General features: G+C 68.2%; 16 protein-coding genes and 1 pseudogene. 9 read left to right on the top strand and 8 right to left on the bottom strand.

Going from position 1 to position 15,771, the window contains the following annotated elements; all coding sequences use genetic code 11:
• Positions 1-4 precede the first annotated feature (4 nt).
• Positions 5-115, top strand: a pseudogene (locus ACK8CO_RS10020) (IS5/IS1182 family transposase); the annotation flags it as partial.
• Between the two features lie 86 nt (positions 116-201).
• Here the strand turns inward: ACK8CO_RS10020 and ACK8CO_RS10015 are convergent.
• The 7 genes from ACK8CO_RS10015 to ACK8CO_RS09985 form a co-directional block, all read right to left on the bottom strand.
• Entirely contained in the window at positions 202-477 is a 276-nt protein-coding gene (locus ACK8CO_RS10015; RefSeq protein ID WP_414899054.1) for a hypothetical protein, read from the bottom strand.
• A gap of 387 nt (positions 478-864) precedes the next feature.
• The gene (locus ACK8CO_RS10010) at positions 865-2,334 is read right to left on the bottom strand and encodes an NAD-dependent succinate-semialdehyde dehydrogenase (protein WP_414896536.1); all 1,470 of its coding nucleotides are present in this window, start codon (positions 2,332-2,334) and stop codon (positions 865-867) included.
• Between the two features lie 138 nt (positions 2,335-2,472).
• Positions 2,473-3,975 (bottom strand): tripartite tricarboxylate transporter permease, encoded by a 1,503-nt coding sequence (locus ACK8CO_RS10005; protein ID WP_414896535.1) that lies wholly within the window; start codon positions 3,973-3,975, stop codon positions 2,473-2,475.
• Entirely contained in the window at positions 3,975-4,448 is a 474-nt protein-coding gene (locus ACK8CO_RS10000) for a tripartite tricarboxylate transporter TctB family protein (protein ID WP_414896534.1), read from the bottom strand. Before ACK8CO_RS10000 ends, ACK8CO_RS10005 begins: the two co-directional genes overlap by 1 nt.
• An 18-nt stretch (positions 4,449-4,466) precedes the next feature.
• Positions 4,467-5,420: a tripartite tricarboxylate transporter substrate binding protein gene (locus ACK8CO_RS09995; RefSeq protein WP_414896533.1), complete on the bottom strand. Its 954-nt coding sequence runs from the start codon at positions 5,418-5,420 to the stop codon at positions 4,467-4,469.
• A 19-nt stretch (positions 5,421-5,439) separates the two neighbouring features.
• Complete coding sequence (locus tag ACK8CO_RS09990; protein ID WP_414896532.1) at positions 5,440-6,381, bottom strand: amidohydrolase family protein; 942 nt, start codon at positions 6,379-6,381, stop codon at positions 5,440-5,442.
• 105 nt (positions 6,382-6,486) lie between these two features.
• Positions 6,487-7,188 carry a GntR family transcriptional regulator gene (locus ACK8CO_RS09985; protein WP_414896531.1) on the bottom strand — a complete coding sequence of 234 codons (702 nt, stop codon included), beginning with the start codon at positions 7,186-7,188 and terminating at the stop codon, positions 6,487-6,489.
• A 196-nt stretch (positions 7,189-7,384) separates the two neighbouring features.
• Between ACK8CO_RS09985 and ACK8CO_RS09980 the strand changes: the two genes are divergently transcribed.
• The 7 genes from ACK8CO_RS09980 to otnC are packed head-to-tail and all read left to right on the top strand — an operon-like array spanning position 7,385 to position 14,288.
• A complete protein-coding gene (locus ACK8CO_RS09980) occupies positions 7,385-8,785 on the top strand; it encodes an NAD(P)H-dependent oxidoreductase (protein WP_414896530.1) in 1,401 nt (466 codons plus the stop codon).
• 34 nt (positions 8,786-8,819) lie between these two features.
• Positions 8,820-9,812, top strand: a complete 993-nt coding sequence (locus tag ACK8CO_RS09975; protein WP_414896529.1) for a TRAP transporter substrate-binding protein — start codon at positions 8,820-8,822, stop codon at positions 9,810-9,812.
• A 46-nt stretch (positions 9,813-9,858) separates the two neighbouring features.
• Positions 9,859-10,527, top strand: a complete 669-nt coding sequence (locus ACK8CO_RS09970) for a cyclase family protein (protein WP_414896528.1) — start codon at positions 9,859-9,861, stop codon at positions 10,525-10,527.
• The gene (locus ACK8CO_RS09965; RefSeq protein ID WP_414896527.1) at positions 10,527-11,060 is read left to right on the top strand and encodes a TRAP transporter small permease; all 534 of its coding nucleotides are present in this window, start codon (positions 10,527-10,529) and stop codon (positions 11,058-11,060) included. The genes ACK8CO_RS09970 and ACK8CO_RS09965 overlap by 1 nt, the downstream gene beginning before the upstream one ends.
• Entirely contained in the window at positions 11,057-12,337 is a 1,281-nt protein-coding gene (locus ACK8CO_RS09960) for a TRAP transporter large permease (protein WP_080617813.1), read from the top strand. The genes ACK8CO_RS09965 and ACK8CO_RS09960 overlap by 4 nt, the downstream gene beginning before the upstream one ends.
• A gap of 44 nt (positions 12,338-12,381) precedes the next feature.
• Positions 12,382-13,647: a 3-oxo-tetronate kinase gene (gene otnK / locus ACK8CO_RS09955; RefSeq protein ID WP_414896526.1), complete on the top strand. Its 1,266-nt coding sequence runs from the start codon at positions 12,382-12,384 to the stop codon at positions 13,645-13,647.
• Positions 13,644-14,288: a 3-oxo-tetronate 4-phosphate decarboxylase gene (otnC, locus tag ACK8CO_RS09950; RefSeq protein ID WP_080617815.1), complete on the top strand. Its 645-nt coding sequence runs from the start codon at positions 13,644-13,646 to the stop codon at positions 14,286-14,288. The genes otnK and otnC overlap by 4 nt, the downstream gene beginning before the upstream one ends.
• 351 nt (positions 14,289-14,639) lie before the next feature.
• Here otnC and ACK8CO_RS09945 read toward each other — a convergent pair whose 3' ends face one another.
• A complete protein-coding gene (locus ACK8CO_RS09945; RefSeq protein ID WP_080617816.1) occupies positions 14,640-15,341 on the bottom strand; it encodes a GntR family transcriptional regulator in 702 nt (233 codons plus the stop codon).
• Positions 15,342-15,482: 141 nt separating this feature from the next.
• Between ACK8CO_RS09945 and ACK8CO_RS09940 the strand changes: the two genes are divergently transcribed.
• Positions 15,483-15,770, top strand: coding sequence for a UxaA family hydrolase (locus ACK8CO_RS09940; RefSeq protein ID WP_414896525.1), 288 nt, complete (start codon positions 15,483-15,485; stop codon positions 15,768-15,770).
• The last annotated feature ends 1 nt before the right edge of the window (position 15,771 follow it).

Below are 15,771 nucleotides of genomic sequence, written 5' to 3'. Positions count from 1 at the left end.
GGCCGGCATAGCACTCCGGCAGAGAACCGGGGGCCTCGAAAACCCGTGGCAACTGGTCGGCCTCGACGGGACAGTGCCCGACTTCAGCACGCTGTGGCGCCGTCAGAAGCCCCTGCCGAGGCTGCTAGCAGAAGCGATGGCCGCCCGGAGCGTAGCGCGGCTGTGTCACGTCGGCGGTGATCTGGCTCAGGTCGTCGGGGGTCAGCTCGATTTCGGTGTCGATGGCGATGCGCGGCAACGAATGAGCTTGTCGAGCGTCAGATCCGAGACAGCTCGTCTGGGCCGGGCGTTCTCCTGCCTGAGCGCCTTCAACCGCCTGAGCTGATCGCCATGCTCACGCCGCCAGCGGTCGTAGCTCTGCCGGGTGACGCCGATCCGCCGAACCGCGTCCGCTATCTTCGCTCCCCGATCTCGCAAAACATCGACCTGCCGCAGATTCATCAGGATGCCCCCGGGCTTCTCTCGATTGCCGGCCATTGTCGCAGTCCTCCGTGATACGGGACAAATAATCCCGGGGGCTGGACCACTTCAGGGGGGGGGCAAGACCAACGGAAGCTGACCTCCGGGCGGAGTTCCGAATTCCTCGGTCCGGCCGTCTCCAGGCCAGATGCCAGACATCCCCGGCATGCGTCGCCGGCGAGATATGCTGTCTGGCAACGGGTAGGGAGGGGCGCCTCTCACCGGCCAGCGGGCCCTTCCGGACCGGGCGCGTCTTCCGGGCCGCGCTCGGGCCGGAGAGATCGGCGAGCGGATCCGAAAGCAGGCGGGATCACACGGGCCGCGGGAACCCGGCTTTTCGCGCTCTCGGCGGGCGCCGATCTCCTTCCCGCAAGTCCCCGGGTTCCGCCCCGGCGGCCAGTGGCCTCAATGCCAGTCGCGGCAGACGTATTTGATTTCCATGAAGGCCTCCATGCCGCGCCGGGCGCCCTCGCGGCCGATGCCCGATTGCTTCATGCCGCCGAACGGGATCGGCGCGCCGGTGACCTTGGTCCGGTTCACCGCGACCATGCCGTATTGCAGCGCCCGCGAGACCCGGTAGATCCGGCGCGGATTCAGGCTGTGGACATAGGCCACCAGCCCGAACTCGCTGTCATTGGCGCGGGCGATCACCTCCTCCTCGGTCTCGAAGGGGGTCAGCGCGGCGACCGGGCCGAAGGTCTCCTCGCGCATGATCTTCGCAGCGTCGGGCACGTCGGTAAGAACCGTCGGCGCGTAGAACAGCGGCCCCAAAGGCAACCGCTGGCCGCCGCAGGCAAGTTTCGCCCCCTTTGCAAGGGCGTCGGCCACATGATCCTCCTGCTTGGCGAGCGCGCCTTCGTTCATCAGCGGACCGATATCGGGATCGTCCATGCCGCGGCCCACGGTCAGGGCCTCGGTGGCGGCGGTGAAGCGGCGGCAGAATTCGTCATAGACAGGACGCTCGACATAGATCCGGTTGGCGCCCAGGCAGTCCTGCCCCGAGGTCGCGAACTTGGCCTTGATGGTCTCGGCCACGGCATGGTCGAGCTCGGCGCCCGAGAAGACGATCACCGGGGCATGGCCGCCCAGCTCGAGCACCAGCCGTTTCACGGTGGCGGCCGACTGGCGATACAGCAGACGTCCCACCTCGGTCGAACCGGTGAAGGACAGCGCCCGCACGCGCTCATCCTCGGCCCAGGGGCCGACGATGGTGGCCGCATCGCCGGTCACGACATTGAAGACCCCGGGCGGCACGCCCGCGCGCGCGGCCAGCTCGGCCAGCGCCAGGGCCGAATGCGGCGTCTCGGCCGACGGATGCGCCAGCACCGAGCAGCCCGCAGCCAGCGCCGCCGCGGCCTTGCGGGTCAGCATCGCCGCCGGGAAGTTCCAGGGCGTGATCAGGGCGACCACGCCGACGGGTTCCAGCCAGAGCTCGACCTCGGCATCGGGCAGATGCGAGGTGACGCCCTCGATATTGGGGCGCTTGGCCTCCTCGGCGTAGAATTCGATGAAGGAGGCGGCATAGTCGATCTCGCCGCGGGCCTCGGACAGCGGCTTGCCCTGCTCGACGGTCATGATCCGGGCCAGATCCTCGCGCGCCTCGGTGACCAGTTCGAACCAGCGGCGCAGGATCGCGCTGCGATCCTGGGGCAGGGTATGGGCCCAGCCGGGAAAGGCGGCCTGCGCGCTGTCTATGGCGGCGCGGGAACGCTCGGCGCTCATGGCGGCGACACGGCCCAGCACCGCGCCGTCGGCGGGGTCGCGGACCTCGAACCGGGTGTCGGACCCGACCCAGTCCCCGTCGATATAGGACCTGTCGCGCAGCAGGTCGCTGTCGGAAAGCCCGGTCCGGTCGGCGATGGTATTCCCTGTCATGCGAATTCTCCTTTCCCGCCAAGCCTCGCATGCAAGGCCGCATCGAGAAACCCCTGACCTGCCGAGGGCGGCCGCGATCGGGAAGGAAGCCCATGAAGTCGCACATGGCGGGCCCGGGACGCGCCCGGGCCGTCGGGATCACCCGGTGCGGCGCGCCCCGCGCAGCGCCCGGACAAGCTGGCGCAGGATCGCCATGCTCCAGAGGCCGATGGTCAGCACGCCCAGCACCGCCGAGGCCGGACGCTCGAAGAAGCCCGCCAGCGCACCCTGGGTGCTGATCAGCGACTGCATCAGGTTCTGCTCGACGATCCGGCCCATGACGATTCCGAGGACCGCGGGCGCCAGCGGCAGACCGGCCGCGTTCATGCCCACCGCCAGCCCGCCGAGCCCCAGCATGACCAGAAGCCCCGACATGTCGTTGTTGATGGCGAAGGCCCCGAGGCAGGCCAGCACCAGCAGGGTGGGCGCGATCACCGCCGTCGGAACCCTCAGCACCAGCCCCGCCATCCGGATCGCGATCCAGCCGAAGGGCAGCAGCATCAGGTTCGCGAGGAAGAAGACCAGAAACACCGCATAGACGATCTGTCCGTTCTCGACGAAGACCATCGGCCCGGGATTGACGCCCTTGAGGTACAGCACCCCGATGGCGATGGCGGTGATGGTGTCGCCCGGAATGGCGAAGACCAGCGCCGGGATCCAGGCCCCCGCAAGCGCCGCGTTATTGGCCGAGCCACCGGCCACGATGGGCTCGATATGGCCCTTGCCCCATTTCTCGGGCTCGCGCGTCGCCCGGCGGGTGACGGCAACCGAGATCCAGGCCGCGATATCGGCCCCCGCCCCCGGCAGCGAGCCGATGGCCGTGCCCATGACCGACCCGCGCAGCCCGGGCCACCAGTAGCGCCGCCCGGCCCGCCCGATCTTCTTCAGCGCCGAGCCGGGCTCGGCCTCGGGCAGCCGGAGGCGCGGGCTGCGGTCGGACAGCAGCCGCAGGATCTCGGGCAGGGCGAACATGCCGATCAGCGCGGGGATGAAGGAAATCCCTTCCAGCAAGGCCCAGGAGCCGAAGGTGAAGCGCGGATAGCCGGTGGTGTAATCCATGCCGACGCAGGCGATCAGAAGGCCGATCATCAGCGCGCCCATGCCCTTGAGCAGATCGTCGCCCGCCACCAGCACGGCACAGCTGAGCCCCAGACAGCCCAGCCAGAAGAATTCGAAGCTGGAAAAGCTCAGCGCGAAATCGGCCAGGAGCGGGGCCGCGGCAATCAGGATCACGGTGCCGATCACGCCACCGATCATGCCGAAAACCGCCGAGGCGCCGATGACGAAGCTTGCCTCGCCCTTGCGGACCAGCGCATTGGCATCGGTCATGTAGGCGGCCGAGGCCGGCGTGCCGGGGATGCGCAGCAGTGCGCCCGGAATGTCGCCCGCGAAGATCGACATCGCCGCTGCCGAGACGATCGAGGCAATGGCCGCGACCGGCGACAACAGGAAGGTGATCGGGATCAGCAGCGCCACCGCCATGGTCGCGGTCAGCCCTGGCAGCGCGCCCACCACGAAGCCGAAGAACGAGGCGACCACGATCGACAGGATCGTGTCGGGGGTGGCGATCAGCGCCATCGCTCCGATCAGATCGCCCAGCATCACAGCACCCCCGTCAGCAGCCCCGAGGGCAGCGGCACCCGCAGCAGCACCCGGAAGATCAGATCGAAGGCGACGGTCAGCCCGAGGGCCAGCGTCAGCGACAGGACCGGGCGGCGATAGACCGCCAGCAGCCCCGAGATCAGGATGCCGAAGACAAGGATCTGGCTGCCCAGCCGCTCGGCCAGAAACACCACGGCCAGCACCGAGCTTACTATATAGACCGTCGCCAGCAGCGCGCGGCGGATCTCGCCATGGCTGGGCAGCTCCAGCAGGGCGGGCAGCCCGCCTGCCGACCGCACCCCGCGCAGGACGAGGCCGGTACCGAACAGCACCAGCCCGATCCCGACGAGCCGGGGGAACAGGTCGGGGCCATAGTTCTGGCCCGCGACCCGCGGGAAGCCCGCCACATACCAGATCACCGCGCCGCCCAGCGCCGCCAGCAACGCCCCGGCCAGTGCATCATGGATCCGCATCGCCCTGCCCGTCCCGGCTCAGTCGTTCAGCCGGTCGAAGATGGCCTGCATCTTGGCCAGATCCTCGGCCATGAAGGCCTCGAATTCGGGACCGGGCCGCCAGACATGCTTGAAGCCGCGCTCTTCGAGGGTGGCCACGAAACTGTCGCTGTTGGCGGCCTTCTCGACGGCGGCGCTCAGCACCTTCAGCGCGGCCGGGTCCATGCCCTTCGGCCCGGTCACGCCGTGCCAGAGGCCATAGGTATAGTCGATCCCCTGCTCCTTCAGCGTCGGCACCTCGGGGAAGATCGCCACCCGCTCGGCGGCCATGGTCGCCAGCGGCCGCAGCTTGCCGGCCTCGATCAGCGCGCGGGCCTCGACCAGCGAGGCGGTCGAGAAATCGCTGTTGCCCGCAGCCACGTCGAGATGGCCCTTGGTGCCGCCCTGGGTCGGGACCCAGATCACCTGATCGGGCGCCAGGTCCAGCGCGAACATGAGCCCGAGGAAGCCCGCATGCCAGCTGGCCCCCGGAGCAGCGCCGGTGCCCTTGATGGTGGCAGGATTTTCGCGGATCGCGGCGACCAGATCGTCCATCGTCCGGTAGGGCGCATCGGCCGCGACGGTGACGCTGCCCGGCAGCTCGTTGGTCTGGCCAAGCGCGGTCATGTCGGCATGGGTCAGCTCGGTCAGGCCCTGCGGCTTGTACAGCGAGATGTCCGAGGCGATCAGCCCGATGGTGTAGCCGTCGGGCCGGGCATGGGCGATGGCGGTCTGCCCCGGAATGCCGCCGCCGCCCGCGCGGTTGACCACATTCACGGGCTGGCCCAGTTCCTTTTCCAGCTCGACCGCCAGCGTCCGCGCCACGATATCGGTGCCGCCCCCCGCCGGATAGGGCACGATCAGCTGCACCGGCCGGTCGGGAAACTCGGCCCAGGCCGCCCCCGCCGTCAATGTCAGCGAAAGCCCCGCGATCAGTGCCGTTGTCCTGGTCATTTCGTTGTCCTCCCTCGTTTCAATTCAGTTCGGGCAGGTCGAGCCCGTAGGTGTCGGCGGCCGTTCCGGCAAAGAAGGCCCGGCGGTCGGCCTCGGGCAGATCCGAGGTGACGGCCATGAAATCCGCGATCAGGTCGGGGAAACTGCGGAACATCCCGTCGACCGGCATGTTGCTGGCAAACATCGCCCGCCCGGCGCCGAAGATCTCGATACAGGTCAGGATCACCTCGCGCTGCGCCTCGGTGGTCCAGGCCTCGCCCGGCACGCCAAGCCCGCTGACCTTGATCCGGATATTGGGCCGGGCCGCCGCGACCGAAAGCGCGCGGCGCCAGTCGGCCAGCACCTCCGGATCGCGGCTGCCGGGCACGCCGGCATGGTTGATCACGATCATCGTCTCGGGAAAATCGCGGGCCAGCTCGGCCGCGTCGGGCAGATGCCAGAACGGCGTCTGCAGCTCGAAATGCAGGCCATGGGCGGCCAGCCCGGCATAGCCGCGGCGAAAGTCGGGGCAACGCATCGAGCCCGCAAGCGCATGGGCCTCGTGCCAGTCGGCGGCGCGGGCGAAGGCCTTCGGCTTGTGGCGCAACGAGCGGACCAGCGGAAAGGCGGCCTGCGCCGCGATCAGTTCATGCGCGCCCGGCCGGTCCAGCCAGACCTGCGCGGTCATCGCCGCGGGAAAACCGGTTTTTGCATGCAGATCGGCGATCCAGCGGGCCTCGCCCAGCGGGTCCTCGGGGGTCCATTCGGCCTCCATGTGGACGGCGGCGGCGATGGTCCACGGCCGGGTCGCGGCCCGGTAATCGGCGGGCAGGTAGTCGCGCTTGACCTCGGAATAATCGCCATAGCGATGCGGGTGCAGCACGCCCTCGGCCAGCCAGGGATGCCTGCCCAGCGACAGGTCCCACATGTGGCAATGGGCATCGACGATCTGAACCGTCTCGGCTCCGGCGCGGCGTGTCATGGCTCCTCCCTCGGCACGTCTCGGAAGGAGATTTGCATGCAATACGGAAATAATGTCAAAGAAATTTCACGAAAATCGCAATATTTCTTAATTTTTGAATGCAGATCAGCAGTTTGCGACAGCCGTTTCGAGAGCCAGGCGCGCGACTTTCCAACCTGCGCGATGGTGCGCGCGGAGCAATTCCCTCAGAAGGGGGCCCTCGCGCCGCTGCAACGCATCGAGGATCTGGGCATGTTCCTGAACCGCCCGCGCCCAGCGGCCGTGATCGCGGTTGCCCGCAAAGCGGAACCGGCGGATCCGCGCGCTTTCGCTGGCATAGACCCGCGACAGCGCCTCATTCTGCGCGGCATCGATGATCTTCTGGTGGATCGCCTGGTTGATGTGGAAATAATCCATCAGCGCGCGGCGTTTGAAGGCCTCGCCCATCCTTGCGTCAAGCTCGGCGATTTCCTCGATCATTTCGGGCGTTGCATGCTCGACCGCACGCTCGGCCCCGATGCTTTCCAGCCCGATCAGGATTTCCAGCGAATCCTCGACATCCTCGGGCGACAGCCGCACCACGGTGGCCCCGGCATTGGGCCGGATCGAGACCAGGCCCTCGCCATCGAGGATCTTGAACGCCTCGCGCAGCGGCGTGCGCGAAATTCCCAGCCGCTCGGTCAGGACGCGCTCGTTGATCCGCTCGCCGGGCGCGATCTCGCCGCTGACGATGAGATCGCGGACGAATTGCGTCACCAGAATCGAGCGCTGCCCCCGCGGCCAGGCCGCAACTTCCTCCGACATCGCCTGCCACTTGTCCTCGGCCATGCCCCCTCCCCTTATTGCATGCAATCACCCTAAAAAACCTCGGCAGCCTAGGCAAGACTGTTGACGTATCGTATTTTGCATGCAACTCATGCTCAAAATGCCGATTCAGGCGGTGAAAGAGGGCCCTGCCCAGGGAATTGCGTGCGATATGCGCGTTCTGGGGCGCCGCGCCCCGTCAGCCAATCCGAGGACGAGAATGAATTACCACACCTATTTCGGCGCTGGGGACCGCAAGGTCGAGGCCTGCGTGATCGGCACCGGCGGCTTCGGGCGCAGCTTCCTGGCCCAGGGCCGCAAGGTTCCGGCGCTGTCGGTCCGGATCGGCGTCGATGTCAGCGCCGAGGCCGCGGCCGCCGCGATGCGTGATGTGGGCATTCCCGAGGACCGGATCCGCATCGTGACCGGCCCGGCCGAGGCCCGCGCCGCCTTCGAGGCGGGCGCCCATGTGGCAGCGGGCGATTTCGCCCATGTCGCCGCGCTGCCCTTTGCAGTCGCGGTCGAGGCCACCGGCAATCCGGTTCACGGCGCCCGCCATGCCCGACTGGCGATCGAGGCCGGCAAGCATGTCGCGATGGTCTCGAAAGAGGTCGACAGCGTGGTCGGCCCCGGGCTGGCCGCCATGGCGGCCGAGAAGGGGCTGATCGTGACGCCGGTCGATGGCGACCAGCCAAGCCTCCTGATCGGGCTGATCACCTGGGCCGAGACGCTGGGGCTCGAGATCGTCGCGGCGGGCAAGTCGAGCGAATACGATTTCGTCTTCGACCGCGAGACCGGCACCATCCTGTGCAACGGCGCCACCTATCCGGCGGCCGAATTCGCCCCCTATGCCCGGATGGGAGACATGGAGCCGGCCGCGCTGGTCGCCGCCCGCGCCGAGGCCGCCCGGGCCCTGCCGCAGCGCGCGGTGCCCGATCTCTGCGAGATGACCGTGGTCGCCAATGCCTGCGCCATGGGCGTCGACCGCCCCGAGCTGCATTGCCCGATCGCCCGGATCGACGAGGTGCCCTCGATCCTCTGCCCGGTCGCGGATGGCGGCATTCTGAGCCGCGGCGGCGTTCTCGACGTCTTCCATTGCCTGCGCGAGCCGGGCGAGATCAGCTTTGCCGGCGGCGTCTTCGTGGTGATCCGCTGCGATCATGCCGACACCTGGGAGATGCTGCGCGACAAGGGCCATGTCGTCAGCCGCAACGGCCGCACCGCGATGGTCTTCCTGCCGCGCCACCTGCTGGGGCTCGAAGCCGCGACCTCGATCCTCGAGGTCGGCCTCCGTGGCGTGTCGAGCGGCGCGCCCATGCCTGCCCATCATGCCGATCTGGTCGCCCATGCCGACCGCGACCTCGCTGCGGGCCATGTGCTGAAGATGGGCGGCCATCATCATTCGATCGACGGCGTCTCGGCCCGGATCCTGCCCGGCGGACCGCTCTCCGAGGACAGCCCCGCGCCATTCTACCTGGCCTCCGACTGCCGACTCTCGCGCGACGTGGCCGCGGGCCAGCCGATCCGGATGCGGGATATCGAGATCCCCGAGAACAGTCCGCTGGCCGCGCTGCGTGACGTGCAGGACAGCCATTTCGCACCATCCGGCCAGACCGCCTGACCGGCCCCAGATCACGACACGGGAGGAAACCGTCATGACCCTGAACCGACGCAGCTTCATCGCCACCGCCGGCGCCGCCGGCGCCCTTCTGGCCGCGCCCTCGATCCTTGGCGCCGCAGGCAGGATCACCCTGCGCATGGGGCATCCGCATCCCGAGACCGACAGCTGGCAGGACACCGCGCTTTGGATGGGCGAGACCCTGGCCGAGAAGTCCGGCGGCAGGATCGGCCTGCAGGTCTTCCCCAACGGGCTCCTGGGCAACGACCCGACGATGATCAACTCGGTCCGGGCCGGCGCGCTCGACATCATGGTCACCGGCAACCCGTTCTTCACCAGCCTCGCGCCCGAGCTGAACGTGCTCGACCTGCCCTATCTGTTCCGCGACCGCGACCATGTCGCCCGGGTGCTGGATGGCGAGATCGGCGACCGGCTGAGAAGGGATTTCGACGGCACCGGGCTTTATGCGCTGGCGCTGTGGGAAACCGGCTGGCGCCATGTCACCAACAGCCGCCGCCCGGTCGAGACCCCCGCCGATATCAAGGGGCTCAAGATCCGCACCACGCCGAACCCGGCCCATATCGAGGCCTTCCGCCTGCTGGGCGCGGTGCCGACCCCGATGGCCTTCACCGAGCTGTTCACCGCGCTCGAGATGGGGGCGGTCGACGGACAGGAAAACCCGACCACGCTGATTCTCAACTCGCGATTCTACGAGGCGCAGAAGTATCTTTCCCTGACCCGGCACGCCTTCACCGCGGCGCCGCTGGTGACCAATGCCGCGAAGCTCGAGGCCATGGACGAGGACATGCGCACCCTGCTGATCGAGACCGCGCGGGAAGGCGCCAAACGCCAGCGTGCGATGAATGTCGAGCGCGAGTTGACCAGCCTGGCCACACTGCGGCAGGAAGGTATGGAGGTGGTCGAGACCCCCGATCGCGAGGCCTTCCGCGCCATCGTGGCCGAGCCGGTGCAGGCCACTTTCGGCGAGGAGTTCGGCCCGGATCTGGTCGCGCAGATCAACGCCGCCTGAGCACGCCGCACGACCGGGCGGAGGCGCCCGAACAGAAGGGAAAGCCATGACGATCGTCGATCTCAGCATGACCGTGGGCCCGCATTTCCGCTGGGCACCCGAGATTTCGGTGACGGGAGACAAGGGCGCGGGCGACCAGTTCCGCGTGACGCGCCTGTCGACCACCTGTCATGGCTTTTCCCATGTCGACGCCCAGGCCCATTTCATCGAGAACGGCCCCACCATCGAGGCGACCCCGCTCGACCGCGTGGTGGGGCCCTGCCGCATCTTCGATCTCTCGGCCGTCGCGCCCGATGAGGAAATCGGCCCCGAGACGCTGGCCGCGGCCGATCCCGGCGGCGCAGAGGGCGAGATCCTGCTGCTGGCCGTGCAATGGGACCTCAAGCGCGATGCCGCCACCCGCGAATTCTGGACCGAAGCGCCCTGGCTGAACCGGGCGGCCTCGGACTACCTGCTGGCGCAAAAGCCCAGCGCGGTCGCCGTCGACTTTCCGCAGGATTACCCGATCCGGCTTCTGCTTGACGGCATCACGGTGCCCGATGCCGAGCATGTGACCCATGACGTGCTGCTGCGCGCGGGCGTGACGTTGATCGAATATGTCGTCAACACCGCGGCGCTGAAGGGACCGCGGACCTTCCTTTGCGCGGCCCCCCTGAAGATCGGCAATGCCGATGGCGCCCCGGCGCGGATCTTCGCCATCGAGGACATGGCCTGATGCGCCCAGCCCGCATCGCGGCACAGGCGGTCCGCGCCGCCGATCGGGTGCTGGCGGCCGTCGAGGCGCTTTTGGTGCTGGTGCTGGCTGCGATGACGCTTCTGGTCTTCTTCAACGTCGTGCTGCGCTACGGCTTCGATACCGGCATCACCGTCACCGACGAGGTCTCGCGAATGATGTTCGTCTGGATCGCCTTCGCGGGCGGCATCGCGGTCTCGCGGCGCCAGCAGCAGCTGGGCATCGACGTGCTGGTCGCGGCCCTGCCGCCGCTGCTGCGCCGGATCGCCCATGTGGTGGGCAATCTGGCGGTTCTGGCCTGCTGCCTCGTGCTGGCTACGGGCGCCTGGACCCAGATGCAGCTGAACTGGACCAATACCGCGCCCGTATCTGGCCTGCCGACCGCGATCACCTATGCCGCGCCCTGGTTCGCGGCCATCGGCATCGGCTGTGTCGCGCTGGCCAATGCGCTTGGCGCAGCCTTCGGCCTGACTGCCGGCATCATGGCCTCCGGCAAGGAGGATCCCGGCGCGTGACCACCATCCTGATCTTCGTGGGCGTCCTTCTCGTCACCGCCGTCGCGGGCATTCCCATCGCCTTCGGGCTGATGCTGGCGGGCATCGCGATGCTGTGGCAGCTCGGCATGCTCGACTGGCAGTCGATCGCGCTGCAGATGACCAACAGCGCCGACAGCTTCCCGCTGCTGGCCATTCCGTTCTTCCTGCTGGCGGGCGAGGCGATGAACGCGGGCGGCCTGTCGCGGCGGCTGGTCAATCTCGGGCTCGCGCTGGTCGGACATCTGCGCGGCGGGCTTGGCTATGTGGCCATCGTGACGGCCGTTCTGCTGGCCAGCCTCTCGGGCTCGGCCATCGCCGATACCGCCGTGCTGGCGGGCATGCTGGTGCCGATCATGCGCCAATCGGGTTATCCGATGGGCCGGGCCTCGGGGCTGATCGCCTCGGGCGGGATCATCGCCCCGGTCATTCCGCCCTCGATCGGCTATATCGTCTTCGGGGTCGCGGGCAATGTCTCGATCACCCGGCTGTTCCTGTCGGGCATCGTGCCCGGCGTCGCCATGGCGCTGGCGCTGACCGCGACCTGGTGGCTGATGTGCCGTCGCGAGAACATGGCCACCCTGCCGCGCCGCTCGGGCCCCGAGATCCGCTCGGCCCTGGTCGATGCGGTGGTGGCGATGATGCTGCCGGTGATCATCGTCGGCGGGCTCAAATTCGGCATCTTCACCCCGACCGAGGCCGGCGTGGTGGCCTGCATCTACGCCCTTCTGGCCGGCACCGTCATCTATCGCGAGATCACCCTCGGGGTGCTTTACGAGTGCATGCTGAACGCGGTGCGCACCACCGCCGCGGTGATGCTGCTGATCGCCGCCGCCGGGATCACCGCCTATGCCATCACCATCGCCGGGGTGCCGCAGCAACTGGCCGGGCTGCTCGGGCCGCTGGCCCAGCACCAGACCCTGTTGATGCTGGCCATCGTCGTCATCGTGATCCTGGTCGGCACCGCGCTCGACTTCATCCCGACCCTGCTTGTGCTGACGCCGGTCCTGCTGCCCATCGCCAAGCAGGCGGGCATCGATCCTGTCTATTTCGGCGTGATCTTCATGATGTCGGCGGCCATCGGGCTTCTGACCCCGCCGGTCGGCGCTGTGCTGAACGTGGTCTGCGCCGTGGCCCGCCAGCAATATGCCGATGTGGTCCGGGGGGTCGCGCCCTTCATCCTTGTCCAGGTCCTTCTGCTGCTGGTGCTGGTGCTGTTTCCGCAAATCGTCATCCTGCCGGGGCGCTGGCTGTACTAGGCCCGTTCCCGGCGTTTCTCTCATCGCTTCCCGAGGAGGCTGCCATGATCCTGGGTGCCATCGCCGACGACCTGACAGGCGCGACCGACCTGTCGCTGATCCTTGCGCGCAACGGCATGCGCGTCGTCCAGACCATCGGACTGCCGGACGATCTTGGCGCCGTCGCGGCCGAGGCCGATGCCGTGGTGGTCGCGCTGAAATCCCGCACCATCCCGGCCGACGAGGCGGTCGCGATGTCGCTCGATGCCGCACGCACGCTGCAGGCGGCGGGGGCGCGACGCTTCTTCTTCAAGTATTGCTCGACATTCGATTCCACCGATGAGGGCAATATCGGCCCCGTGACCTCGGCGCTGATGGCGCATTTCGACATGGAATGCAGCGTCGCCTGTCCGTCCTTCCCCGAGAACGGCCGCACCGTCTATCAGGGCCATCTCTTTGTCCATGACAGGCTGATCTCGGAAAGCCCGATGAAGGACCACCCGCTGACGCCGATGCGCGACCCCGATCTGGTCCGGGTGCTGTCGCGGCAGACCGAGCGGCCGGTGCATCTGGTGCCGCTGGCCACCATGCGCGGCGCGCCCGGCAGCATCGCCGCGCAGGTCACCGAGACCCCCGGCATCTTCATCCTCGACGCCATCGACGACGGCGACCTGCGCGCCATCGCCCGAGATCTGGCCGATCTGCCGCTCATCACCGGCGGCTCGGCCGTGGCGATGGGACTGCCCGAGATCTACCGCGCCCGGGGCTGGCTGACCGAGGCCGCCGCCCAGGCCCCGTTCGAGGCGCCCCCGGGCAAGGGCGTGATCCTTGCCGGCTCCTGTTCCGAGATGACCCGCAAACAGATCGCTGCGGCCCGGCGGGCCGGCCTGCCGATGCTGCAGATCGATGCCGAGGGCATCGCCGGGGGCCGGATCACCGCCGCGGGCGTGGTCGATTTCGTCGAGAAGGCCGCGGCGGAAACCCCGCTGCCGCCCGTCGTCTATTCCAGCGCCGATCCCGAGACCGTGGCCCGCGCCCAGAAGGCGCTGGGACGGATGCGGGCCGGAGAGATGGTCGAGACCCTTCTGGGCGAGGTCGCCGCCCTCCTCGCCGCGCGCGGCTTTACCCGGATCATCTCGGCCGGGGGCGAGACATCGGGCGCGGTCGCAAGCGCGCTTGGCGCCTCGGCGCTCCGGATCGGGCCCGAGATCGACCCGGGCGTGCCCTGGGTGATGACGCTGGATAGCGACCGCCCGCTCTGCCTTGCGCTGAAATCGGGCAATTTCGGAGCCGAAGACTTCTTTCTCAAAGCCTGGGAGTTGCTGGCATGACCGCGATCCTGTCCGAAGCCACCACCGCGCGCGACCGGATCTGCGCCGCGGGCAAGTCGATCTTCGATCGCGGCCTCACCTTCGGGTCGACCGGCAATATCAGCGTCCGGCTGTCGGACGGCTCGATGCTGATGACGCCCACCAATGCCTGCCTCGGCGCGCTCGACCCGGCGCGGCTGTCGCGGTTCTCCGCCGACGGACAGTTCCTCGACGGCGACCGGCCGACCAAGGAATCCTTCCTGCACATGTGCATGTATTGCAAGCGCCCGCATTCTAACGCGGTCGTGCATCTGCATTCGACCCATTCGGTCGCGGTCAGCATCCTTGCGGGTGTCGATGAACAGGACGTGCTGCCGCCCCTGACCGCTTATTACGTGATGCGGGTGGGCCGCCTGCCCCTGATCCCGTATTTCGCGCCGGGCGACGAGAAACTGGCCCGCGCGGTCGAGGAACGGGCGGGCGATCACCACGCCGTGCTGCTGGCCAATCACGGGCCGGTGGTGGCGGGCGGCAGCCTCGAAGAGGCGCAATACGCGACCGAAGAGCTGGAAGAGACCGCCCGGCTGTTCCTGATGCTGCAGGGGCACCGGATCCGTCCCCTCAGCGAGGAAGAGGCCGGGGCGCTGCGCGCGCGCGTCTGACCCTCAGCGCCAGCCATGGGCCCGTGGGGCCTGGTCCCGGGACCCCGGCCAACTCGCGATCACGACCGCGCCGATCCCCGGGACCGGCCCGATCACCCCCCTGAAGAGCATCGGTCCGCCGGACCTCGGGGCGGTCGGCCCGGCGCCGCGACCGGCCGCGAAACGGTCGGGAAAAACCGTCGCACAGGGCGACGACGCGGACCGGCCATGGGCCTCCTGATCAGATCCCCCCGGTGCAAGCCCCTCCGCGGGGTGTCGCCGCCTTGGCCTGCGATTGCCCCGACGGAGCCTGCGCCCATGTGACGGGCGCGCCGGTTTTCCGCCCGGCCTCTCTCCCGCGCCGGGACGCGCTCAGGACAGGGTGACGAAATAGTCGAGTTCCTCGTTCACCAGATGGCAGACCCGCAGCTCGACCACCCGGTCCAGCACATCGACCGCCGCGCGCCGCATCAGCAGGACGGGCGCGCCCGTCTCGAGCCCCAGCGCCGCCGCCACATCGGCCGGGGCGCCCACCGCCCGCAGCTTTTCATCGGCGCGTACGATGATGATCGAATAGGCCCGCTGATACAGCACATAAAGCGCGTTCGGCAGCGGCGCCCGGTCGGTGATGCCCGGATAAAGCGCGGGCGGCAGGCAGGATCTCTCATGGGTCGCCTTCTTGCCGCCGACCGAGCGGACCCGGGTGATCTCGATCACCTCCTCGGGCCGCCCGAACAGCGCCGCGCGCTCTCCGGCCGTCGCTTTCCGCCGGATCACGGTTTCCGACACCAGCTCGGGCGCGGTGAGGGTGCCGTCGGGGCTGCGCAGGCGGAAGAAGTTGAACAGCGACATCTCGGGCGTGCGCAGGGTGACGAAGGTGCCGCGCCCCTGCGCGCGCTGCACCAACCCGCGCGCTTCCAGCTCGCTCAACGCCTTGCGCGCCGTACCCTGGCTGACCCCAAGCTCGGCGCCCAGCTGGGTCTCGCTTGGCAGCAGCGCGCCCGAAGGCAGCTCGCCCGACGCGATTCGCGCGACGATGGTGTCGATCACGGTCTGATAGAGCGGTGTCGCCATGGGTCAGCCTCCTGAACTTCCCGTGAGATAGCATTTCTTCGCAAAGGCGGACAAGTCCATTACAATAAGTCTTGTATAAGATTAGATGTACATGTTAACCAGCCCAAGACTTGCAATCTGGGCAGTGAGGAGGACCAGACAGTGGGCAAACCACATCTTCTGAAACACGATCATTCCGACAATGTCGGCGTCGTGGTCGTCGAAGGGCTGACCGCGGGCACCGAGATGCTCTGCGTCGTGACCGCCGACAATTCGGATTTCACCGTGACCGCAAAGGCCGACATCCCGATCGGCCACAAGGTCGCGCTGAGCGATCTGAAGGAAGGCGACACGGTGATGAAATACGGCGAGGACATCGGCCGGATGGTCGGGGCCGCCAGTGTCGGCGAGCACGTCCATGTCCATAACTGCAAGACCAAACGGTGGTGAC

The organism is Rhodovulum sp. HP10 (assembly GCF_047553435.1).
Lineage (GTDB): Bacteria > Pseudomonadota > Alphaproteobacteria > Rhodobacterales > Rhodobacteraceae > Rhodovulum.
This window is presented reverse-complemented; position numbering and strand designations above follow the sequence as displayed.